General features: G+C 67.7%; 16 protein-coding genes. 6 read left to right on the forward strand and 10 right to left on the reverse strand.

The window, feature by feature from the left end:
- Positions 1 to 455: 455 nt before the first annotated feature.
- The 7 genes from ABD978_RS27290 to ABD978_RS27320 all read right to left on the reverse strand — a co-directional run bounded on the left by ABD978_RS27290 (position 456) and on the right by ABD978_RS27320 (position 8,786).
- On the reverse strand, positions 456 to 1,109 hold the full coding sequence (locus ABD978_RS27290; RefSeq protein WP_345360570.1) for a hypothetical protein: 654 nt from the start codon (positions 1,107 to 1,109) through the stop codon (positions 456 to 458).
- On the reverse strand, positions 1,106 to 3,511 hold the full coding sequence (locus ABD978_RS27295; protein WP_345360573.1) for a hypothetical protein: 2,406 nt from the start codon (positions 3,509 to 3,511) through the stop codon (positions 1,106 to 1,108). The genes ABD978_RS27290 and ABD978_RS27295 overlap by 4 nt, the downstream gene beginning before the upstream one ends.
- Before the next feature lie 5 nt (positions 3,512 to 3,516).
- Positions 3,517 to 3,846 carry a helix-turn-helix domain-containing protein gene (locus ABD978_RS27300; RefSeq protein ID WP_345360576.1) on the reverse strand — a complete coding sequence of 110 codons (330 nt, stop codon included), beginning with the start codon at positions 3,844 to 3,846 and terminating at the stop codon, positions 3,517 to 3,519.
- Positions 3,843 to 5,066 (reverse strand): tyrosine-type recombinase/integrase, encoded by a 1,224-nt coding sequence (locus ABD978_RS27305; RefSeq protein ID WP_345360579.1) that lies wholly within the window; start codon positions 5,064 to 5,066, stop codon positions 3,843 to 3,845. The genes ABD978_RS27300 and ABD978_RS27305 overlap by 4 nt, the downstream gene beginning before the upstream one ends.
- Positions 5,048 to 6,673 (reverse strand): tyrosine-type recombinase/integrase, encoded by a 1,626-nt coding sequence (locus ABD978_RS27310; protein ID WP_345360582.1) that lies wholly within the window; start codon positions 6,671 to 6,673, stop codon positions 5,048 to 5,050. Before ABD978_RS27310 ends, ABD978_RS27305 begins: the two co-directional genes overlap by 19 nt.
- A gap of 215 nt (positions 6,674 to 6,888) precedes the next feature.
- Positions 6,889 to 7,413: a hypothetical protein gene (locus tag ABD978_RS27315; protein WP_345360585.1), complete on the reverse strand. Its 525-nt coding sequence runs from the start codon at positions 7,411 to 7,413 to the stop codon at positions 6,889 to 6,891.
- 398 nt (positions 7,414 to 7,811) lie between these two features.
- Complete coding sequence (locus ABD978_RS27320) at positions 7,812 to 8,786, reverse strand: hypothetical protein (RefSeq protein WP_345360588.1); 975 nt, start codon at positions 8,784 to 8,786, stop codon at positions 7,812 to 7,814.
- A 907-nt stretch (positions 8,787 to 9,693) separates the two neighbouring features.
- Here ABD978_RS27320 and ABD978_RS27325 point away from each other — a divergent pair.
- On the forward strand, positions 9,694 to 10,272 hold the full coding sequence (locus tag ABD978_RS27325; RefSeq protein ID WP_345360591.1) for a GNAT family N-acetyltransferase: 579 nt from the start codon (positions 9,694 to 9,696) through the stop codon (positions 10,270 to 10,272).
- On the opposite strand, the gene ABD978_RS27330 is transcribed toward ABD978_RS27325, so the two are convergent.
- Both ABD978_RS27330 and ABD978_RS27335 read right to left on the reverse strand, forming a co-directional pair.
- Positions 10,241 to 10,987, reverse strand: coding sequence for an SAM-dependent methyltransferase (locus ABD978_RS27330; RefSeq protein ID WP_345360594.1), 747 nt, complete (start codon positions 10,985 to 10,987; stop codon positions 10,241 to 10,243). The genes ABD978_RS27325 and ABD978_RS27330 overlap by 32 nt on opposite strands.
- Positions 10,988 to 11,092: 105 nt before the next feature.
- Complete coding sequence (locus ABD978_RS27335) at positions 11,093 to 12,304, reverse strand: helix-turn-helix domain-containing protein (protein WP_345360597.1); 1,212 nt, start codon at positions 12,302 to 12,304, stop codon at positions 11,093 to 11,095.
- Positions 12,305 to 12,387: 83 nt separating this feature from the next.
- On the opposite strand from ABD978_RS27335, the gene ABD978_RS27340 reads away from it, so the two are divergent.
- Positions 12,388 to 12,933, forward strand: a complete 546-nt coding sequence (locus ABD978_RS27340) for a flavoprotein (protein ID WP_345360600.1) — start codon at positions 12,388 to 12,390, stop codon at positions 12,931 to 12,933.
- Positions 12,934 to 13,010: 77 nt separating this feature from the next.
- Here ABD978_RS27340 and ABD978_RS27345 read toward each other — a convergent pair whose 3' ends face one another.
- Positions 13,011 to 14,234, reverse strand: coding sequence for an NsdA family TPR-like regulatory protein (locus ABD978_RS27345; RefSeq protein WP_345360603.1), 1,224 nt, complete (start codon positions 14,232 to 14,234; stop codon positions 13,011 to 13,013).
- A 157-nt stretch (positions 14,235 to 14,391) separates the two neighbouring features.
- Here ABD978_RS27345 and ABD978_RS27350 point away from each other — a divergent pair, with 157 nt between their 5' ends.
- From ABD978_RS27350 to fxlM, 4 genes are all read left to right on the forward strand, one after another.
- Entirely contained in the window at positions 14,392 to 14,532 is a 141-nt protein-coding gene (locus ABD978_RS27350; RefSeq protein ID WP_345360605.1) for a hypothetical protein, read from the forward strand.
- Positions 14,533 to 14,627: 95 nt separating this feature from the next.
- Entirely contained in the window at positions 14,628 to 17,738 is a 3,111-nt protein-coding gene (locus ABD978_RS27355) for a lantibiotic dehydratase (protein ID WP_345360608.1), read from the forward strand.
- Positions 17,735 to 19,009 (forward strand): lanthionine synthetase C family protein, encoded by a 1,275-nt coding sequence (locus tag ABD978_RS27360; protein ID WP_345360611.1) that lies wholly within the window; start codon positions 17,735 to 17,737, stop codon positions 19,007 to 19,009. The genes ABD978_RS27355 and ABD978_RS27360 overlap by 4 nt, the downstream gene beginning before the upstream one ends.
- 29 nt (positions 19,010 to 19,038) lie before the next feature.
- Complete coding sequence (gene fxlM, locus ABD978_RS27365; RefSeq protein ID WP_345360614.1) at positions 19,039 to 21,102, forward strand: methyltransferase, FxLD system; 2,064 nt, start codon at positions 19,039 to 19,041, stop codon at positions 21,100 to 21,102.
- Positions 21,103 to 21,113 lie beyond the last annotated feature (11 nt).

Raw genomic sequence — 21,113 nt, forward strand, 5'->3', positions numbered from 1 at the left:
GACGTGGAAGTCCTTGTGGGTGTCTACTCCCACGATCACTTCCGGATCATCGGTGGCCGAACGGATGCAGACGGGCTTGGGGGTGCCGGGCACGGTTGTTCTCTCCTGATCGAGGCGCGGTCGGGGCCTGGCTGTCGCCGGCCCGATCAGGCGGTCAGTACTGTGAGGATGCGCAGTGCGGCAAGGCCCCTATCGGGACACGTCTCATCGGTCCGGCGGCAGCAAGCACCGCCCCAGGCGCGCGGCCGACAGACCAGTCCCAAGGCACACACGAGGCCAGTCGGTTTTCGGGTCAGGCTGCAGCCCGAGGCGGCACGCCAAGATCCTCACAGTACGGTTTTCGGCACCTCTCTGTGTCAAGCCGCTGCGAGCAGAGAGGTGCCGTTAACTGGACATACCCCACCAGTTCTGGACCCCTGCTGGAGGTGATCGGGGCGGGTCATGGCCGACGGGGATCACGAGTCCCACTGGTCGCAGTACTCGATGTGGATCTCTCGCGCGTTGCCGAGGATGCCGTCGTTGGAGTGGAGCTCCGTGCAGAAGTGCGGGTAGCTCGGATGGATGGGGACGTAGCCGGGACCATTTTGGGCGACATCGTGGAATTGTCGGGCGGTCTCCCTGAACACGTTCGCGCTGCCGGTCATGAACAGGGTCTCGGCATGGAGGTGCTGGTGAAACAGGTCCCGGTTCTCCAGGTAATGCCGTGCCTCGTGGTCGATCACGGCTTCGCCGGTGTGTCCGGAGTCGGGCAGCGTCACGGTCTTCGGACGGCCTGGGCCGAGTCGTCTGCGGACTTCTTTCCAGCGGGCGGGCGCGAACTGGAGCGAATGATGAAGCAAGACGAGATCAAGTTGGCGGGTGCCGTCTTCGGGCAGTTCGAGGGAGGGGGCCTGGTTGGCGCGCATCGGCAGGTGGATCAGTGAGCGTGGTGAAGAGGCGGCGAGCGTCCATAGGCCGCCGATTCGGCGCGCGGCGTCATCATCGAGGTAGGCGTCCAGGTGCCGATCGTGGTCGACCAGCACAGCGTGGACGAGTGGATGGGCGGGTCGGATGACTTTGAACTCCACTGCTCCGAGACGTGCTTGGTGGATGGTGATGGAAAGTTTCATCGGTTTTCCGGGATGCGGCGGCTGACGTCGGCGGCGTAGTTCATCCAGTCGCCGGAGGAGGCTCGTTGCCAGGCGACGGCGACGTCGATGTGGATGCCGAGCATGCGGGCGAGGAGGGCGGCGGGGAGTTCGGTGGCGAGTTGGAACAGGGCGGTGGAGCGGGCCTGGCCGGGTTGGATGCCGAGGTCTTTGAGGCGTGTGCCGAGGTGGGTGGCTCTGATCGGGCGGCCGGGCTGACCGCCGGGAAACAGCCAAGGCGAGGGGGCGGCGGCGCCGGTGGTGGCGTGTCCGCGTTTGCCGTCCAGGACGTGGCGGGTGAGGTTGGCGACGGGCTCGGGCAGGGTAATGGGCGTGGTCCCGAGCTGGATCGTCGCGGTGGTGTCATCAATGGTGACGTGGTCGGTGGTGAGCCGGCTGATCCTGGCGACGGGTTGGGCGTAGAGCAGGACGAGTAGACCGGCGAGGCGGTCGCGGGAGCCGATGGTGTCGTCGTGCAGGAGGCGGCGGGCGGCGTCCCAGCGGGCTTGGTCATCGATCACGCGGGTGGGGCCCTGCCAGCGGGTGGCCGGGAAAGACAGGGTGGTGAGGCGTTGCCGGGCGGCCCACCGGACGAAGTGACCAGCGTGGTGGTGGTGAGAGGCATCGTCGTCGGTCAGCCATTGATCGAGGTCGGCTTGGCCGCAGCTTGCCAGGGTCAGGTCGTGGGCGGTGAGCCAGTCGAGCAGGGCGGTGGCGGAGCGGACGCGTTGGAGTACGACGGTGTACTGCTCGTTGGTGGTGAGGCTGCCGTTGTTGCGGCGGCGTAGCCGGCGGAGCAGGTGCCAGACGGCGTAGCGGTGCAGGAGCTGACGCTGATCGGGGTCGGGTCGGGCGGCGAGCGCGTCGATCAGGAAGCGTTCCAGGCGGGCCATCTGTTCATCGCGTGGCGGCAGCGTCCCGGTGGCCACCAGCACGCTGCGCAGGTGGTTGAGGATTGTTCGCTGCGGGAGTTCGTCAAGGTCGGCGTGGGTGAGTTGGCGGCGGCCTGCGGCGACGTCGGCGAGTACGGTGGCGACAGGTTCTTTGGCGAGCCAGCGCAGCGCAGTCCCGGGCGGGTCGGTCGCGGCCAGGGCGTCTCGGAGCGGGAGCAGGGCTGGGTGTGTGACGCCATCCGGGCCGGTCATCAGTTTCCGGAGCCGCAGCTCAAGACGGCACTCGACGCACTGGCCTGGCCGCGGGCTGTCCTCGCAGACCGGGCAGTCAGGGAAGGCGGGAACGGTGCAGTCCCGGCAGAGCGGTTCGGTGAGGGGGCCGGATCCCACCGGCTTGACCTGACCGCAGCGTGAGCAGCGTTCGTCGCGGTGCTGGCAGGACGGGCACCACGCCAGTCCGGTCAGCCGGGAGGAGCCGCAAGGCCGTCGCTGCTCGCAGATCGAGCACGTCGTAGTCGGAAGTGGCGGGCAGGTGGGGCAGAGCGGCCCGTCCGGACTGCGCGTGTTCACGACTCGCAGCCGTCCGCAGTTCACGCAGACCTCGAGGTTGGCCGGGTCGCTGACCAGGCAGTTCGGGCAGATCGGCTCGCCTTGGTCGTTTCGAGCGGCGGCTTCGCAGACCCTTCCGCAGCCGGAGCAGGGCTGGGCCCGGGACTTGGCGACACAGGTGCGGCAGCGCCACTGCCCACCAATCGGCCGGTGCAGCTTGATGACCCGTCCGCAGTGCGGACACGGCGGCCGGACAACCCCAACGGCGCCCGCCTCGCAGAGCTTGCCGATCAACCGTAGCACCGCAGGTGTGGGGGCCTCGGCGCCCGCACCGATGAGCAGATCGGGCCGGTCCTGCACCGCCCAGGCCATCTGGTGGCGTTTCCCGGCCTGGGGCGCTGCGGCGTTAACCGCTGCGGCGATCGCCTCAGCAGGAAGATCCGGATCGATGCTGGCGAGGACCTCGGTCACGATCTCGATCGGGCCGGGCCCTCCGTCCAGCCCGGTTCCCGGTCCGCATCTGCTGCACCGGGGCTGCCCATGACGGTCTCGCGAATGGACTCGGTCGACGTCACCGCAGTTAGCGCACGGCAGCCGGATTGGCCCGCAGACTCCGCAGTACCAGTCCTCGCCGCGGCGCTGTAGCGTCCTGAGCGGCTTGCCGCACTTGGCGCAGATCGGTGGTGAGATCGCCGTTGCCCCAGCCTTGACCAGCTCGATCAGCAGGTCGCCCAGGGCCCGGGGCGCGGGTGACCGTCCGTCGGTGAGGATCTCTGGCCGCTCGGCCAGGGACTGGGCGAGCTTGCGGCGTTTGGCCCGGCCCCCGGCGACGCTCACCACCATGGCCTCGACCACCTCATGGTCCAGCTCCGCGTCGACTTCGGTGATCAGGCCGACCATGACGCCGATCGGGTCGCTGAGGACCGCGGGAACCTCACCCACCGCGCTTACCCGTCAGCCCGGGTAATGCGGGCGCGTTTCGGCCGCAGGTCCCCGACTCCGGCGTCGCCGCCGACCACCTTGGTCTGCTGCGCCTGCCCTGCGGCGGCCACGGGTTCGATGAGGTCGTCCATCGAGCAATCCAGGATGTCCAGCAACGCCATCAAGATCTTCAGACTAAGCCGCTCGGGCCGTTCCACCACCAGCCGATAGATTTGGCTCGAGGACAGCTTGATACCCCGATCGGCCAGCGGGCCGAGCAGGTCGGTGGTGGAGAACATGCCTCGCATCGCCATCACCTGCCGCAGGTGCCACTGGTAGTCCAGCTTGGCCGTCACCGCTGCTCCCTTCGGTCGGATCGGCCATCGCGCTCACCGCCGAGGGCCGGTGCCAGCGCCCGGCGCAGCGCGGTGTTCATGAAGTCGTCGCTGACGTGCGTATATACCGCCGTCGAGCTATCGCTCTCGTGACCGACCTGAGCCTGGATGAACCGCCGGTCGACCCCGTCCTCGGTCAGGTGCGTGACGTAGGCGTGCCGCTCGGAGTGCGGCGTCAGCTCTTTAGGCAGCCCCAGCGCGTCCCGGTAGGCGACGAACCTGGCGTTGATCTCCGACGGCTTCACCCGGCCGCCCCGCTCGGTGAGCCACAACCCCGGATGGTCCGGGTAACCGAACCGGGGACGGACGTTCTCGACGTAGTCAGCGACCGCCTCCACCGCCCAGTCCATCACCGACAACACGTTCCGGCGCCGCGGCGGCTGGCCCTTCTTCGCCTTGCCGTACCGAACGTTGAGCATGCCGTACCGCCCGAACTGCGGCGCGGCGGGGTTGCGGCCGAAGTCGACCACGTCCAGCTTGGACACCTCGTTGCGGCGCAATCCCCACCCGTAGACGGTCTTGAAGATCGTGGCGTCACGGTAGGCGGCCAGGGCGCCCTTGCGCTTGGACCGCACCGCCCGCTCCACCTGCTCATCGGCGTAGTCGAAGAAGCGTTGGAGCTCTTCGCGGGTGAACGGCCTGGCCTCCGGGTTGCCCTCATAGTCGTTGAGATGAGCGATCGTGTTCCACTCGTGAGCGATCGCCACCGGATGCTGCCCCGGCCCGAACGCCCGCTCGCACGCCACAGCCCACCCATACCGGCCATCGATCAGGAACTCGCTGAACTGCCGGATCGTGCACTGATACGCGCGGATCGTCGAAGGAGCCAGATGCAGTTCAGCCATCAGATGCAGCGACCACTCATCCATATGCGCCGGCGACCACGTCCACGGGTACTCATTGGTGAACTCCAGAAACCGACGCACCAGCCGCTCTCGCGGCACCATCGTGTCTTCCTTCAACCCCCGCGCCGTTTGCTGCGCCCGCCAGCCGCGCAACATCGCCTCGAACATCGCGTCCTCCGGACGCAACTGCACCACGCCCGAGACGAGTTCCAAGTGAGCCGCTCCCGCGAGCTCCACCCTGCGCTGCACCTCTCCAGACCATCCCTTCTGAAGAGCAGATCTTGCATCAGAAGGGAGAGGCCTGGCAAATTCCCTGATCAGGCAGCCAAAATCCATGCCTCACACAGTCGGCGAAGCCGCCGGCCTGACCTGGCGACCTGCGGATGCTCGCCCGTCTGATGCAATTCCCGAGGTTTGCGGTAATACCACCTGGTCGTTTCGAATGATTCGTGATCCATCAACTCGCGCAGGACGTCGATGGGGACCCCGGCGTCGGCGTTGCGCTGGGCGTAGGAGTGCCGGTAGGCGTAGGGAAAGATCCTCTTCTTGTCGAACTCCACCGTCTCGGGGACCGCCCGGCCGCCGGTCGCCACCGCGGTGGTCACCATGAACGGCGGCAGGGCGTCCACCCACTTGCGGTGTGTCGCACCGACCGTTGCCGAGGCGATGCCGCGGGTGCCGTGCGGGTTGCGCACTCGGGACGGCAGCAGTTTCAGCGTCGACAGCTCGGCGTGTGGGAACCGGGCCCGGACGGTTTGCTGCTGGCGCACGATCACAGCGGCGGTCGCGTCAGCGATCGGTAGCCGGCGTTGTTCCCGGTTGCTCTTGCTGTTGTTGTAGATCAGTACGTGCTTGCCGTCGGGATCGCGTTCCAGGCAGTCCCAGGGCAGTTGGCAGATCTCATCGGGCCGGCGCCCGGTGTCGATGAGCAGCTCAACCGCGACCCGCACCCCCGGTGCCGTCTCCATGTCATCCAGCAGGGGCAGCGCGTCACATAGGGCGCGCAGCACCTCGGGCGGTAGGTTCCGGCCGATTTCCTTGTCCCTGGTCAGCTCGGGAACGTCACGCCGGGTCAAGGCGACGTCATCGGGCAGGTTCTCCAGCGGGCCGCCCGGGCGGCCGAGACCGAGGGTGCGCATTCGGGTCAGGACGAACTTCAGCACGTGAACGGCGGTGTAGCGGCCGTACGCGCTGATCTCCTCCTGCTCTTCCAGCCAGACGAGGCGATGAAGATGATGTTCGATATCGGCGCGGCTGAGGGCGGCCGGGGCTTGGCCGGAATCCGCGCGGTGCGCCCGCAGGCTCTCCGAGAGGAGGGCGACAGCCTTGAGCTGGGTCTGCAGATTGCCGTAGACCTGTTTGTTCCGGGATGTGGGCAGGCGGTCAGAGGCCCACCGCTTGGCCGCCTCGCGCAGCCACGACTGGGAGATCGCGGTGAAGTCGAGCGTCCCGCCGTGACCGAACACCCGAAGATCCCACGTGTCCTTGAGGGCTTCGGTTTCAGGTGATCTGAGCGCGAGAAAGCAGGCGTCCTGGAGCCGGGTCAACAGGTTGGTCGCGATGCTGTGGGTCTTGATGTCCAGCGGCTGGGTGAGCGAGCCGACCTCGTGCCGCCGCAGGACATCGGCGAGCTGGCGGATGCTCCAGTACTTGGTCTTAGTGCCCTGAGCGGCGCGCTGCTGCAGACCGTAGAGGAACTGAGCGATCACGAGTGGCGCCAGGCCACGCAAGCTCGCGCTGCCCTCCTCCGCCGTGGGCGGCTCGGTCCGGTTGAAGTGGTCGAGGTCGGCCGGGCCTTTGCAGCTGCGCTTGGTCCATTTCACCCGGTGCATGTGGCAATGGCCGTGGGACGGTGAACAGCGGTCACGGTCGCAGGCCACCACCTGGCACCGGCCAAAGCCCGGTAGCGGATGAACGTCCGGATGCGCGATGAACTCCTCCACCGAGATCGCTCCACCGAAGTCCCGCTGCAGCAGATACCAGTGCCGCGCGCACACCTGTCTCCCGGACGTCAACCAGGGTCTTTCACAACCCGGGACCCGGCATGGCGCGACGTATCCGACCGGGCCGCTCGGCCGGGGAATCAGCACGAACTCCTCCTGCGTCACGTCCGGGTGCGATTGCTGGTGACGCTCGGTGCAGCCCACACACAGCCTGCTCACGTAGCTGGTGGGTCTGCCGCAAGCCTGCATGCCCGCCGGATGGCCTTCGTTCGTGCATGTTTCGCGGCTTGCGGCAGGACAGCGGCAAGCGTGTCGGCTGCTTCGGTCAATTCCCGGCAGATGAGGTCGGCGGTCTCCTCATCGATGTCGTCATCAGGTCCACCGGCGGGGTTGGCCTCGGTGTTGTTGCCGCGCAGGGATGGGAGAGCTCGTAGCGAACTGATAGCTTCCGCAAGAATGGGTTCAGCGAGTAGCCACCGCGGTGGATAGTCATCGGGATCGGCACAGAGTGCGAGGACTTCTCCGGCTGCGCCGATGGCGCACAGCGCGGTCCAGGCAGCTTGCACCGTTGCGAGGGTGTCGTCGACGCTGACCGCGCGCACGCCTTCTGCCGCGTCTCGCAGCAGTTCCTCTATCGGACGACGACGGGCGTTGATCTTACGGGCGGCCTCGGCATAGCTCTCACCGGTGACCTGCTGCCTCGTGCGGATCTTGTCTTTGCGGCTTCGGTTACGGGTCATGACGTCGTTCCTCCGTGCGGGCTCCCACGCCTCCCGCAGACAACGCCGTCAACACGGTTTATGAGCAGGCCAATAACCAGCACGTGAGTCATCCGACCCTTGTCCTCGGCACCGACCTAAACGCGGCGTGGGCGCGGTCGGCTCGGCATCAGGCGACGTGCAGCTGCCCCAGGCCGACCGTACCAAGTCGCCGATACCGCGACCGAGCCCTGATGTAGACAAGTTCGTCTTACCAGCAGGCCACCCAGGTCCATCTCTCGGAGGAATGTCGTGCGTTGCGAGCCGTAGCGTCTCAGCCGTCATTACTTCACAGGTGTCGGCGCACAGGTCCCCGTACAGAACCGTGGACGGGTGGACATCCAGAGATGACCGGCTCGGAGAAGGACATGCAACCAAGATCACCCCGACTCGCTGATGCGGTCGTCACGGATCACGGGAGCGTTGGCATCGTCAGAGCCTGAGGACCCTCCGCCAAGCCCAACTTTCCGAGGGAGACCAGCAGGTTCCAGATGCTCCGAGTCGAGGGTCAACTCGCACTCAGGGCACTCGAAGTGTTCGCCGATCCACCAGACGGGGCTATCCGAACGGGAAGTCCAGGACTCAGGGTGCAGGGGGGAGACTGGTACCCACTCGGGTTCGTCGGTGTCTGCAGCTGTGCGTTCCATCCACGTCCGCCCGGACAGCCGCGGAGCCGCGTAACCGCACGCCAGGCAATAGACCGCCTTTCGGATGTCGCTGCTTGCGTCGGCCTCGGCTGCACGTGCAGCGACGGCAGAGACAAGGTCACTGACGGGTATCTCGGCCAGCCGCGCAAACCGGGCCCTGGCAACGGCAATCCGCCGGTGCGCTTCTTGCTCGATCTGGTTCCGCGCTCGGGTGAGCAACGCCTCGACGAGCTCGGTGTGCTCACCCCAACGACCCTCCCGCTCGCTGCCGAGTTCGTCGTGGAGTACATCGGAGAACTGCAAGAACGCCGTGAGCAGCTCATCGATGCCAGACGAAGACATGAATCCCACATGGACCATTCCGTCGCGGACGTCGATCAACTGAGCCAGCGATTCCCGCGGCACGTTGAGGTTTGGCAACAAGTCTTCAACGCGCTTGAGCGCATCCCGACCGCTGATCGTCCGAAGAGGTTTACGCGCTCTATCCCCATGGCCTATCAGGTGGAGCAGGGAATCAAGCTGCCCATTCCGGAGCTCCACGAGCAGAGCTGGATGCACGCCGTACAGGTACGCCTTGCACAGGTGCTCGAGGCTGAACGCAGCGTTGGTCAGGATGACCCGGGTGTCGTCCTCGAGGTAAGCGTTCAGAGCACGCTCGGCGAAGTCTCGCACGGACTCCAGTAGCTGTTGCTGGTCGATCATCGTCACCCAGCCGACGATAATAATCGTGCCCAGCGTCTGCAGCCCGTTTTCTTCTGTGCCCCGCACATCAGAACCCCAGGTGATGCCTGGAACCGGCCGGAGCCTGCACGGAGCTCACCTGGCCCGTCCCCGCCAACAGATCGCTCACCTGCCCGGCACCCGCCTGGCCACGATCCTGCTTCCGCGGTACGACGTGGCGGTCAATCCCCCGGGTGCTCAGACCGATCCCTGACCGGCTACACCTCCGGTCGCCATCACTGATTCCACTCTTTCGGCTCAAGGCGCTTGGCGACGGATGCGGCGTCGGGAGCACCCAGTTGCTCATAGATGGCGTCTGGCATCGCGCAGGTGGCGCTGCGCAAGATCGGTCTTACCTCGGTCGGCGGCCAGGTCGGCGAGCTCGACCAGGACATCGGCTTGCTGCTGGCGCGCTGGTTGTACGGGCGAGGTCGAGCGCCTTGTGCAGCGCTACCTCGGCGTCGTCCGACTTTGTGACAAGGCGGTAGGCCCGTCCGAGGTAGCCCAGGTACCGCGACCACAGATATCTCTCACCCTGTTGGGGCGCGAGCCACCGCTCTGCAGAGGCACTCAGCCGCCTCCGCAGGAGCGCCTTCGACAAGGCGGTGGACCTGTACCGCACGGTGCTTGCAGATCCCACCCGAACCGCTCGCGACCACGCCTACTACCGAGCCCGGATGGCCGGAGCGCTGCTCGACCAAGGAGACCTACAGCAGGCCCTCGCCGAGGACACCACCCTGCTCCTCCTGATGTCCGGCGGCCAGCGGACCTCCGCACGCTCCCTCGTCGAACTCCAGCCGTTGCGTGCGGCAGCCGAACGGGCCGCCGCCGAGGAGTTCTGCGCCAGGTACGGCTGCGACCCAAGCGCTTACCGCCTGATGCAGAAAGGCCAGACGTGCCCGACCTGGCCTTCCGCCACTATGACGCCGAGGCCGACCAGACCATCCGGAACACCGTCGCGCTCATCCACCACGAGGCGTACGCAGCGGCGATCGAACGGGGCGACCCGTTTGAGTCCGGCGATGAACTCATGCGCCGCTTTGATGCCTACACCCGTCGTGACGGCTTCGACCTGGTCGTCGCCTACCTAGATGACGAGCCGATCGGCCAGGCCTGGGACCGGCCCCTCTGCCCGGACACCACGTGGTGGAACGGCCTCATGAGCGACGTCCAACCAGGATTCACCGACAAAGACGGCACCAGGACCTTTGCGTTCAGCGAGTTCATGGTCCGCCAACGATGGACTGGCAAAGGCATTGGACACTCGCTGCACAGCGAACTACTGGCGCCCCGTACGGAAAAGCGTGCGACCCTACTCGTACGTCGGGAGAACACCACGGCTTACAGGGCGTACACCCGCTGGGGGTGGGGAAGGCAGCTACGCCCTGCCATGCCCAATGCCCCGCTGATGCATGTCCTCATCCTGGACTTGCTGAAGAGCCTCATCCACGGTCGCCCGCAACGCCGACCATGAGGGGCTTTTGAGCGACGCCCCCGACAAGCGGCATCCGTATGGCCGGATCGTTGAGCGGAGCCATGATCTCGCCGCCGGGGTTCCAGTCTGTGACCTTCACAATCCCAGGGTTCTGAATCACCAGCCCGCTCACGGTCGCCAGCTCCTCAATCACTGCGATCGTCCGGGGATGTGCCTGGTAGTTGGCGGTCTGATATATCGCCTCCAGAGCAGCGACGCCTTCCGGGGCGTACCGATCGGTGCGATGCGTGTAGGCCAGGCAGGACCCGTCCGGCAGGCCCTTCATGTACTCGCCTACCAGCCCGGCAGGGTCGTCGGCGTCCGCGACGAAGTGCAGCACCTCCAACGCGAGCAAGGCGACCGGCTGCTCGGTGTCAATGAGCTTCTGCGTACGCGGATGACCCAGGACCCCGTCCGGCCGGCGCGGGTCCGCCTCGAGTCGCACCGTGTGGGTCCCAGCGATGAAAGCCTCAGCGTCGGCCCACTCGATGGGACCGTCATGGGCATAGAGGACCCGGCAGTCATCGAGCTGCAGCGTGGCGAGCACCTCGTGGACATGACCCCCGGCGGCCACACCCACACTCAGGTCGACGAACTGACGGAAGCCCTGCGCGGCCAGCCAACGGACCACCCGGCCCAGGAAGTCCCGGTTCTGCTGCGCCATCGCCCCAATCTCCAGGCGATTCAAATGCTCGTGCGCCTGTTCGGTCTGCATGGAGGAGACCGTAAAGGGAAAGAGACTGACTAATTCCACGCCTGTGGAATCCAGGCTTGTTGACCGGATACGGCCAGCTGTTTCAAAGCGGATATGGGACGGATGTTAGTGGAGTACCCCCATGCGATCTGCCATAGCACGAAGCTCTAGCGCCGGTGAGATGCGCAGGTGCTTGTTCAGCAGGTATGTGATCGTCTCCTGTACCGGCGGGGAGTTGCGGATCCGCTGTGGCGCAATCAACTCGGCTTTCTTCAGCATTTCGACGGCGTCTCGCTGCCGGCCGTTCAGGTGCGCAAGCGCGCGTCCGGTGTCCGCGTAGAAGACCGCTTGACGTTCTCGGTGGAGCAGCCGCATGGGGTCCACCTTCTTAGCGACCTCGACGGCCTTGCCGTAGTCGCCGTGCTCCATAGCGATCGCAACGCCCCAGATATCGACGTTGGTCGGCCCGAACGCGGACCAGGCGTCGTCGTGCTCACCGACACGTGCGGCGACTCGTGTCGCCTCGGTGAAGTGGTCATCTGCGAGGTCCGGCCGGTTCACCGCCGCCGCAGCGAGGCTGGCGGACAGGTGCAGCATCCCGTACGTCTCGCTCGCGACCCGACTGGATCCGACATAAGGCTCGAGACGCTCTGCGGCGTGCTGGGCGACGTTGAAGGGTCGGTCCCATGAGCTGAGCTTCGGCAAGAACTGGCATCTCAGATAGGCGGCCTGCCCGGCGAAGACGGGATGGCCGAGCAGACGCGCCGCGTCGAGAGCCCGCACCGCCGCGAGGTAGGCCAGATCCCGATAGCCGAGAAAGCGCAGGGTCATACCGACCGCTTCACACGCCTCGACGAGGAGCCGCAGGGCGTGCTGCTTGCCGGCCTCGTCACCGGTCGCAACGTGGAAATGGAGCTCCTCGAAGACGGGGGCTACGAGGACACCGCGTCGGGCGTAGTCAGCCTTGTGCTTGAGGCGCTGGAGTTCGCCGAACAGCAGTGACTCCAGCTCTGGCAGCGGCCGGGCCCGGTCCACCGCCGGGTCGTCGAAGGTGTTGCCCGTGAGGACTTCCCGGAGCAGCGGCACGACACCGTGCGGCGCGGACTGTTCGGGGTCGGCGGAGACATGCGGCAAGCCGGTGAGTTCGGTCTCCGACACCCGCAGTGCCCGGGCCAGCGCGGCGATCTGCGACCGCCGGTCGAGCATCCGCTCGCCCCGCTCGATGTAGGAAATCTGCGATTTCGAGACACCTGACAGGTCAGCGAGCTGCACGATTGTCAGACCGCGCCAGCGACGTAGGACCCGCAGTCGGGCGCCGATGTTCGGTTCCTCAGGCATTCGCGCCCCCTTTTCCGGCGTCTAATCGAGAGTAGAGCGAGGGGCCCGCGATTTACGAGTCGCTCGTACGCGATGCTGCAGTCATGACCACACCCCTGGTGTTGTACGTGATCGTGTGCGCATGTCCCCCCGCCCGCGACGTCGACCAGCTGGTCCGGCTCGCGCAGCAGCGCGGCTGGGACACGTGTGTGCTGACCACTCCCCTGGCCCGTCGGTTCGTCGACATCGACGAACTCGCCGCGCTGACCGGTCACCCCGTACGGAGCGAGTACAAGCACCCGGACGAACCCGATGTGCTGCCGCCACCCGACGCGGTGATCGTCGCACCCGCGACGGTGAACACCATCAACAAGTGGGCGGCGGGGATCTGCGACACGCTCGCCCTGGGGATAGTCGTCGAAGGCATCGGCAAGGGTTTGCCGATCGTGGCGGTCCCGTCGTCGAATCGGGCGCATACCTCGCATCCGGCGTTCGTGGAGAACATCGGCCGCCTCCGCTCGTGGGGCGTGACGGTGATCTGGGAGACCGACGGATACCCGGTGCATGATCCGGTGACCGGAAGTAACACGACGCCGATCCCGTGGCGAGCCACGCTGAACACGATCACTGCACGGGCTGACCAGCGGTGATCCGAGAGGCTGCCTGAATGAGGGGCGGCGGAAGGTTCCGCCCCTCATTCTTCGACTTGACCTGTGGAGCGGTGTGATCAGCGCTGCTGGATCTGTGCCAGCACGAAGCGGACTCGTGCTGAGGAGACATCAAGGTCGTCGCGGATCTGCGCGAGAGTGTGTTGGGCCTCGTTGGCGGCGCTGCGTCGGCGCTGCAGGACGGCGAGGCGGACGCCGATCAGTGCACGGGTGCGGCGCTCGACCGTACGTCGTGACGCGAGCGAGGCGGCCAGATGGGTCTCCGCCTCGGGGTCGCGCAGGCGGGCGAGGAGTGTGCCGGCTTGATGCTGCCAGGACTCGCGCCGGTAGTTACCCGTCCACTCGTTCTTCGGCGGCGAGTCGGCGGCTTCCAAGAGTCGCTCGGCCGTACGCAGATCGCTGCGGGCTTCGCGGCTGCGGCCGACGGCGGCCAATGCCTCGGCGCGCATGCCGACGATCCAGGCCCGCGTCCGCGCCGGGCACCCGCCGCGAATGGCGTCCAGCGCTGCGTCCGCAACGGCGAGTGCCTCGGACGAGTGGCCGAGTTCGAGCGCCTGGAGCGACAATCCCCTGAGCACCCGCGCCCGCGCGATCGGGTCACCCGCCTCGTCGGCCAACCGGATCGCCTGCACGTAGTAGCGCTGAGCCAGGGCCGAGCACATGTCATCGGCGGCCATCCAGCCGGCGAGGTACGTGCACTCGGAAGCGGCTGCGAACATCGCTGGGCGGGCGGCGATCGCGGATGCGGCGTGCAGCTGCGGGACGACATGGCGGGTGAGGTATGCGGCGACGGCCGCCCGTGCTGCTCCGCCGCCGTACAGATCATCGAGATCGGCCAGATGCCGGGTCGTGTCCCGAACTTGCTGCGCCGCCGCGGCCCCGCCCGTCGCCGAACGAGGGGCAGGGGCTGTCGGCACTGCGAGTGCGGCAAGGGAGTACAGGCCGGTGGTAAGGACGCTGCGGCGGCCGAGCATGTCGTGCTGGCCGATCTGAGTGAGCCGCATGAGCACCTCACCAGCCCACGGGTCGGCGGCGTCGGTGTCCGGCCAGCCGAGCAGTCGCGGGCTCATCGGCCGCCCGAGCCGCCGCGTGAACGCTGCGACCACGCACGGGATGGTGTCCTTGCGCGGGATCGTGCCGGCTACCCAATGCCCGACGGAGGTGCGGTCGTAGTACAGCTTCAGGCCGACTTCGGCTCCGACGGCGTTCACTTCTTCGGCTGTCTTCGCGAACGTCCATCCCGCTTCCCTGATCGCCGTACGAAGTAACTGATTGCCTGGCATGCCCACTCCTTCAGAGTGCCCCGCCTTGGCCTGACAGACCCGCCATGCCGGGCGCCAGGACCACTTTCAACAGGGATTCAACACGCGGCTGTCTTCCCGTGCCCGATGGTCCTGGTTTTTGCTTGGACCCACCATTCGAGATGGCAGGAGGTACGCCATGACAGCGTCGACGCTGACGCAGCCGGTCGGTACGGAGCTCGATCTGGACGTTCGCATCGTCGAGTCCGGGAGCGCGGTGTCCGTGCTCCTGGGCAACACCGACGACGGATGCGACACCCAGAAGAACGGCGACTGCTGACCGACTCCTGCGGTGTTCCCGGTGGCGCACCGTCGCCGGGAACACCGCAGGGAACCGGCAGCTAGGAATCCCCATTAGCGGAGTGAGGCATCAGGTTGAGCGCACGTTCGATGTGGTATCGCCCCCTCGATGCGGCACTCGTGCGGGCGACCACCTTCCCCGGCAGCCAGATCCCCGGCGTTTGGCCGGACGCAGAAGGTGAACCCGACGTCGAACAGTGGTGCGCCTGGCTCACCGAAGTCTGGGCTCAGAGACCGATCGCTGACGCCGCCACCGTCGCAAGCCCCGCGCTGGCAACCCGCGTCGCACAAGTAAGCCGAGGATATCGGCCCAGCACCCGCCAGGCGCGTCGCATGGCGCTGTCACTGGCCCGATACCTGGTGCGCGCCCACCGCAGGGCAACACCGTTCGCTCTCTTCGCCGGCGTAGCCCCGCTCCACTTCGGGCCGGAGACGAAAGCGCTGTGGAGCGATAAGCACCATGTCCGCGTTCGAGCCGACACCGTCTGGCTAACCGGAGTGATCAGCCAGCTGGAAGCGTGCGCCGCACTGCGGCATCGCCTCCCCGTCACGGTGAACGATCTGGCATTCACGCGTGGGGAACGGCTCATCGTGCCGTGGCAGCCGCACGCCGGTGCCCCGGACCGGCCGCCGACTGCGGAGGTGTCGGTGCGCTCAAACCGGGCGGTCGAGATCGTCCTGCAGGCCGCAGCGTCCCCCATCCCTGGCGGTGACCTGCTGAAGGAACTGGTCACTGCGCTGCCCGATACCCCACGGCCCGCGCTTGAGGCCGTTGTCTCCGACCTGATCACCTGCGGCGTTCTAATCACCAGCTTGCGTCCGCCCTCGACGAGCACCGACGGCCTCGCCCACGTCGTCGACCAGCTCTCGGCAGTGAACGCCGTCGAGGTCCGGGAAGCAGCACCGCTGATCGAGCAACTCCTGGCCATCCATACGGCACTCGAAGCCCACGAGGCAGCGGCGAGCGCTGAGCTGTCGGCCGGTCGAATGCGGCGGCTGTCGGACACCGAGCAACCGCTGATGCTCGATGTTCGACTGGGCAGCACCGTGGTGCTCCCGCCGGCTGTCGCCGCCGAGGTAGCGCACGCAGCCGACACGTTCCTGCGGCTCACCCCGTATCCAGGTGGGCATCCCGCGTGGAAGGACTACCACGACAGGTTCCTGGCCCGGTACGGCGTCGGTGCCGTCGCCCGGCTCGATGAGCTCATCGACCCGATGACCGGAATCGGGTTCCCCGCCCACTACGGGGACCCCGAGCAGGAGAAGATCCGCGGGGTGATGTCGCGGCGGGATGAACGTCTGCTCGCGCTGGCCCAGCAGGCCGCCTTGGACGGTGTGCGAGAAGTCGTACTCGACGACGACCTCGTCAACGCCTTGACGACGGAGGAGGCGGGCGAGCTGCGGCCCGCGCCTCATGCGGCGTTGTGCGTCGAGGTGTGCGCGCCCACGCTGGCCGCGCTGAAGCAGGGAGCATTCACGCTCGTCGTCGTTGGAGCCGGCCGGACGGCCGTGGCACTGAACGGCCGTTTCCTTGACCTGATGCCCGAGCGCGACCGGCAGCGGATGCTCGGCGTGTTCTGCGGGTTGCCGGTCAGCGTCGACGGCGCGATCCCCGCACAGCTGTCGTTCCCCCCTGTGCACCCGCGCGTCGAGAACGTCGCGTGCGCGCCGCGTCTGCTGCCCGACATCATCACCGTCGCTGAGCACCGGGCCGAGGGACCAGGTCGCCTCCCGCTCAAAGACCTGGCCGTCACCGCCGACGCGGACGGCATGTATCTGATGTCGCTGTCCCGACGGCGGGTCGTCGAACCAGTCCTGGGGAACGCGGCGGCGCGGCACACCATGCCGCCGATCGTCCGGTTCCTATTCGAGCTCCCCCGCGCCCGGCAATCCGCGCTGTCACCGTTCCTGTGGGGAACGGCCGACTGCCTGCCGTACCTACCCCGCATCCGGGTCGGCCGGACGGTCTTGGCCCCCGAACGGTGGCGCATCCCCGCTGGGGCGCTCCCCGGCCCGGACGCATCTGGGCCGGTCTGGGCCGTGGTGATGAGCACTCTGCGCGAGCGCCTGAGGTTGCCGACCACCGTGAGCATCGGGGAATCGGATCGGGTCCTGCGGTTGAACCTGGACGAACCGATGGACCTTGCCGTGCTGCGTGATCACCTGGACAAGGCCACCAGAGCTGGGCAGTCCGTGAACGTGTCAGAGGCGCCGGCTGCCGCCGAGCACGGATGGTTCGGTGGCCGCGCCCACGAGGTCGTCGTCCCGATCGCGTCGACCGCGCCGCCGTCACGGGCGCCCGCGATAGTGCACATCTCAGGACCGCTTCCGATGGTCGACCCTGCGGACGGCGTCCTTCCAGGGGATGTTGTGCTGTTCGCCAAGGTGTACGGGCACCCGGAGGTGTTCGACACGATCCTCACGCGGCATCTGCCCGAGCTGCTGGCGGCCGGGGACACCTCGCCGATGTGGTGGTTCATCCGGTACCGGGACCCGCGCCCGCACCTGCGGCTGCGCCTGCACCTCGCCAGCGCGCACGACTACGGGACGGCCGCAGCCCGGGTCGGGGTATGGGCAGCTGACCTGCGGCGACGCGGTCTCGCCGCTGATCTCGTCCTGGACACCTACCGTCCGGAGACCACTCGCTACGGATCCGGCACAGCCCAGACGGCCGCCGAAGCCCTGTTCGCCGCCGACTCGGCTGCCGCTCTCGTCCAGCTGCAGGCCCTGGCCGTCCGCGACGTACATCCTGATGCGCTCACCGCCGCCAGCATGGCCGACCTCGCCTGCGCTCTGGCCGGAGGCATCCCCGCCGGGATGCGCTGGCTTATTGACCACACCCGAACAGGTCCGGCCCCGGCTTTAGATCGCGCACTCGTCCGCCAGACCATCGACCTGGCCGGCCTGTCAGCAGATTCGGCGGCCCTAGAGGAGTCGGAGCTCGCGGGCAGGATTACCGACATCTGGGGTGCACGACGCGAGGCGGCCACCATCTACACCGAGCGGCTCGGCGCCGACGCGACCCACCTGACGGCGGCCTCGGTAACCGGGTCGCTGCTGCACATGCACCATATTCGCGCGCGAGGGATCAACCCCGGCACCGAACGCCTCTGTCACCGGCTCGCCCGCGCCGCCGCGCTGAGCTGGATCGCCCGCCATGACACCCCCGAGGGACAGCAGCGATGAACCAGCTCGTCGAGGTCCTGGCCGAACATCAGCTGTCCGCCGCCGCCAAGATTGCCGCCCGGCTGACGGACGCCCTCGCGCTCCCCACGTCGCCTCAACGAGACCGAGGCATCGCGGGCAGTCGGTGCCCGGGCCAGTCCCTGTCCAAAGGGGCCGCCGGGGTCGCTGTCCTACACGGGGTTCGTGCGCACGCAGGCCTCGGTGACTGGGATCGTGCCCACCAGTGGCTGGCGTACGCCACGCGAGATGAGGTCAGCGCCGGGCCCAACGCCGGGTTGTGGCATGGCGCGCCCGCGGTCGCCTTCGCAATCTCCGTGGCTGCCCCCTCCAGGCGATATCCACAAGCGATGAAGCGTCTGGACGCTGCCGTCACCGCGCTGGTGCAGGCCCGCCTGGAGGCGGCCGCGGCCCGGATCGCCGCCGCCCAGCGGCCCTGCCGGGCCGAGTTCGACCTCGTCCGAGGCCTCACAGGGCTGGGGGCGTACCTGCTGCGCCGCGACCCGGGCGGCCGACTCATCCGCCAGGTGCTGACCTACCTGGTGCGTCTAAGTGAGCCGTTCCCCGCCGACGACGCCAGGCACGCGATACCGGGCTGGTGGACCAACGACATCCCGCACGGCAGACCCGCCGACGTCTTCCACGGTGGCCACGCCGACTGCGGTATGGCTCACGGCATCAGCGGTCCGCTCTCGCTGCTGGCCCTAGCGATGCGGCGCGGTATCACCGTCGACGGGCAGGTGGCCGCGATCGGTCGGATCTGCCAGTGGCTGGACACTTGGCGACACGACGACCCCGCAGGGCCTTGGTGGCCGGAGCGAGTGACCTTCGCCGAGCTCCGCGCTGGCCGATCCACCCACAGCGGACCAGCACGGCCCTCCTGGTGTTACGGCACCCCCGGCATCATTCGCGCCCAGCAGCTCGCCGCCCAAGCTGTCGGTGACCTGGACCGGCAGCGCGATGCCGAACAGGCCCTCGCCGCTTGCTTGTCCGATCTCGCTCAGCTCGCCCGCTTTACCGACAACGCGCTCTGCCACGGCTGGGCGGGGCTGATCGCCACCACCTGGTACGCCGCTGGCGATGCCATGTCACCGGAGCTGGCCGCCCATCTTCCCGGGCTGCTCGACAGGCTCCTCACCCGCGTCGACGCCGACGCCTCCCGGACAGGGCGGACGCCGGGCTTGATCGATGGCACGGCCGGGATCGCGCTGGTCTTGCACGCCATCGCGACCGGGACACCCGGCGGCTGGGGAACCTGCCTGCTGATCAACTAGTCAACGCCGACCTAAGAAGGAACCCTCTGATGAGCATCCCCGATCCGACCACCCCATGGCGGCAGGCAACCGTGTGGTGTGCTGACTGGAGCACCGCCGAGCAGATGGGAGTCCACCACCTCGGCCCGCAACTGGCCGCCGCCGAGCACAGAGGACTGATCCTCTCCTGGTGGTTCATCCGCAAGGCCGAATCCTGGCGAATCCGCTACCTTCCCACTCCCGATCAGCAGGAGGCAGCCACCGCCCTCATCGAACAGGTGATGCGAGAGCTGACCGCCACCGGCGCGATCCGGCGGTGGGCCACCGCGATCTACGAGCCGGAGACCCACGCGTTCGGCGGCCCCGATGGGATGGCCATCGCCCACGAGCTGTTCCATGCCGACAGCCGCTACATCCTCGACTACCTGCGGCACGCGCGCGTCGACCACCGGCGGGAGCTCGGGCTGATCCTCGGCGCCACGCTGATGCGCGCCGCCGACCTGGACTGGTACGAGCAAGGTGACGTATGGGCCCAGGTCGCCGCGCACCGCACCACCGACCATCCGGTCCCCTCCGAGACCGCGGCGCGGAACGTGCAGCAGCTCATCACCGCCGCCGGGCACAGCGCCGACAGCCCCCTTACGGCCGTCCCTGCGTGGCCAGACGCCTTCGCCCATGCTGGCCGGAGGCTCGCCGAACTCACCGCCCAGGGCCGTCTGACACGCGGGCTGCGGTCGGTCCTCGCCCACCACCTCCTGTTCGCCTGGAACCGGTTGGGCCTACCGGGTGAGGCGCAAGGAACCCTCGCCGGTACCGCCGCCCATGTCGTCTTCCACCGGGACCTTGAACCCCCTGGCCCGCAAATTTCCCCGATCGCCGCCGACCTCCCGGCTACGCTGACAGCGGTGACCACCGACACCTCGAACCTGGATCCGGCGCAGCTGCGTGCCGCCTTGGTCGACTACATCCGCAGGCGCGGCACCTTCCGTACCTCGCAGGTCGAGCGGGCCTTCCTCACCGTGCCCCGGCACCTGTTCCTCGAAGGGGTCGACCTGGCGACCGCCTACGCGCCCCAGATCGTCGTCACCAAACGTGCCCCCGACGGCACCGCGATCTCTTCTGCATCCCATCCGAACCTGGTCGCCACCCAGCTCGAAGACCTGGACGTCCACGCGGGCGACCGTGTCCTGGAGATCGGCGCGGCCACCGGCATCAACGCCGCGCTCATCGCCGAAGTCGCCGGCAAGAGCGGCCGAGTCGTCACCATCGAGATCGACGAGGACCTGACCGCCGGCGCCCGCGCCGCCCTGGCCCGAGCGGGCTACCGCAACGTCGAGGTGATCTGCGGGGACGGCGCCGTCGGGCACCCGGCCGGTGCCCCATACGACAGGATCATCGTCACCGCCGAAGCGTGGGACATCCCCTCCCCCTGGTGGACGCAACTCGCCCCCGGCGGCCGTATCGTCGTACCGTTGCGCCTGCACGGCAGCGGCCTGACCCGCTCGATCGCGTTCGACCTCACCCCTTCGGGCCGGCTGGTCAGCCGCCACGCGCGGGTCTGCGGGTTCGTGCCCATGCGCGGCAGCACCGCCCATGACGACCGCATCGTCCAGCTCACCAGCGACGTCGTGCTCAAACTGGATGCCCGCGACCCACACGACATCGACGCGCTCACCCAGGCCCTCACCCACCCAGCGCACGAGCACTGGACCGGACTGCAGGTCCGCGACGACGGGCCCGTCGAACACCTCGACCTGTGGCTGGCCACCAACGCCAGCCGGTTCGGACGCCTGTCCGTCACCAAAGCCGCACGCGACAGCGGGCTCATCAACCCGGCACTGCGGTGGGCCGGTGCCTGCCTGTACGACGGCGGGACGATCGCCTACATCGCTGCACGCCCCCACAGCGAGAACGTCGACGAGCTCGGCGTCATCGCGCACGGACCCGACGGTGTCAAGCTCGCCGCCAGTCTCACCGATCTGCTGCACCAGTGGGACAGCAGCCGGCCCTCCCAGCCGGTCATCACGGCCCACCCGGCGAGCACGCCTGATGACGAGCTCGCACCCGGCATGCTCATCAACCGGCCCACCATGCGGGTGACGATCGGCTGGTAACCGGTACCGCC

Source organism: Actinoallomurus liliacearum (assembly GCF_039542035.1).
In the GTDB taxonomy this organism is placed as follows: domain Bacteria; phylum Actinomycetota; class Actinomycetes; order Streptosporangiales; family Streptosporangiaceae; genus Actinoallomurus; species Actinoallomurus liliacearum.

What these genes read in the sequence shown, in the direction of transcription:
- ABD978_RS27335 (WP_345360597.1), bottom strand. Translation starts at nt 12,304, where the DNA reads ATGCCTGAGGAACCGAACATCGGCGCCCGACTGCGGGTCCTACGTCGC.
- ABD978_RS27315 (WP_345360585.1), bottom strand. Translation starts at nt 7,413, where the DNA reads ATGACCCGTAACCGAAGCCGCAAAGACAAGATCCGCACGAGGCAGCAG.
- ABD978_RS27305 (WP_345360579.1), bottom strand. Translation starts at nt 5,066, where the DNA reads ATGGATTTTGGCTGCCTGATCAGGGAATTTGCCAGGCCTCTCCCTTCT.
- ABD978_RS27340 (WP_345360600.1), top strand. Translation starts at nt 12,388, where the DNA reads ATGACCACACCCCTGGTGTTGTACGTGATCGTGTGCGCATGTCCCCCC.
- ABD978_RS27290 (WP_345360570.1), bottom strand. Translation starts at nt 1,109, where the DNA reads ATGAAACTTTCCATCACCATCCACCAAGCACGTCTCGGAGCAGTGGAG.
- ABD978_RS27350 (WP_345360605.1), top strand. Translation starts at nt 14,392, where the DNA reads ATGACAGCGTCGACGCTGACGCAGCCGGTCGGTACGGAGCTCGATCTG.
- ABD978_RS27330 (WP_345360594.1), bottom strand. Translation starts at nt 10,987, where the DNA reads ATGCAGACCGAACAGGCGCACGAGCATTTGAATCGCCTGGAGATTGGG.
- fxlM (WP_345360614.1), top strand. Translation starts at nt 19,039, where the DNA reads ATGAGCATCCCCGATCCGACCACCCCATGGCGGCAGGCAACCGTGTGG.
- ABD978_RS27345 (WP_345360603.1), bottom strand. Translation starts at nt 14,234, where the DNA reads ATGCCAGGCAATCAGTTACTTCGTACGGCGATCAGGGAAGCGGGATGG.
- ABD978_RS27360 (WP_345360611.1), top strand. Translation starts at nt 17,735, where the DNA reads ATGAACCAGCTCGTCGAGGTCCTGGCCGAACATCAGCTGTCCGCCGCC.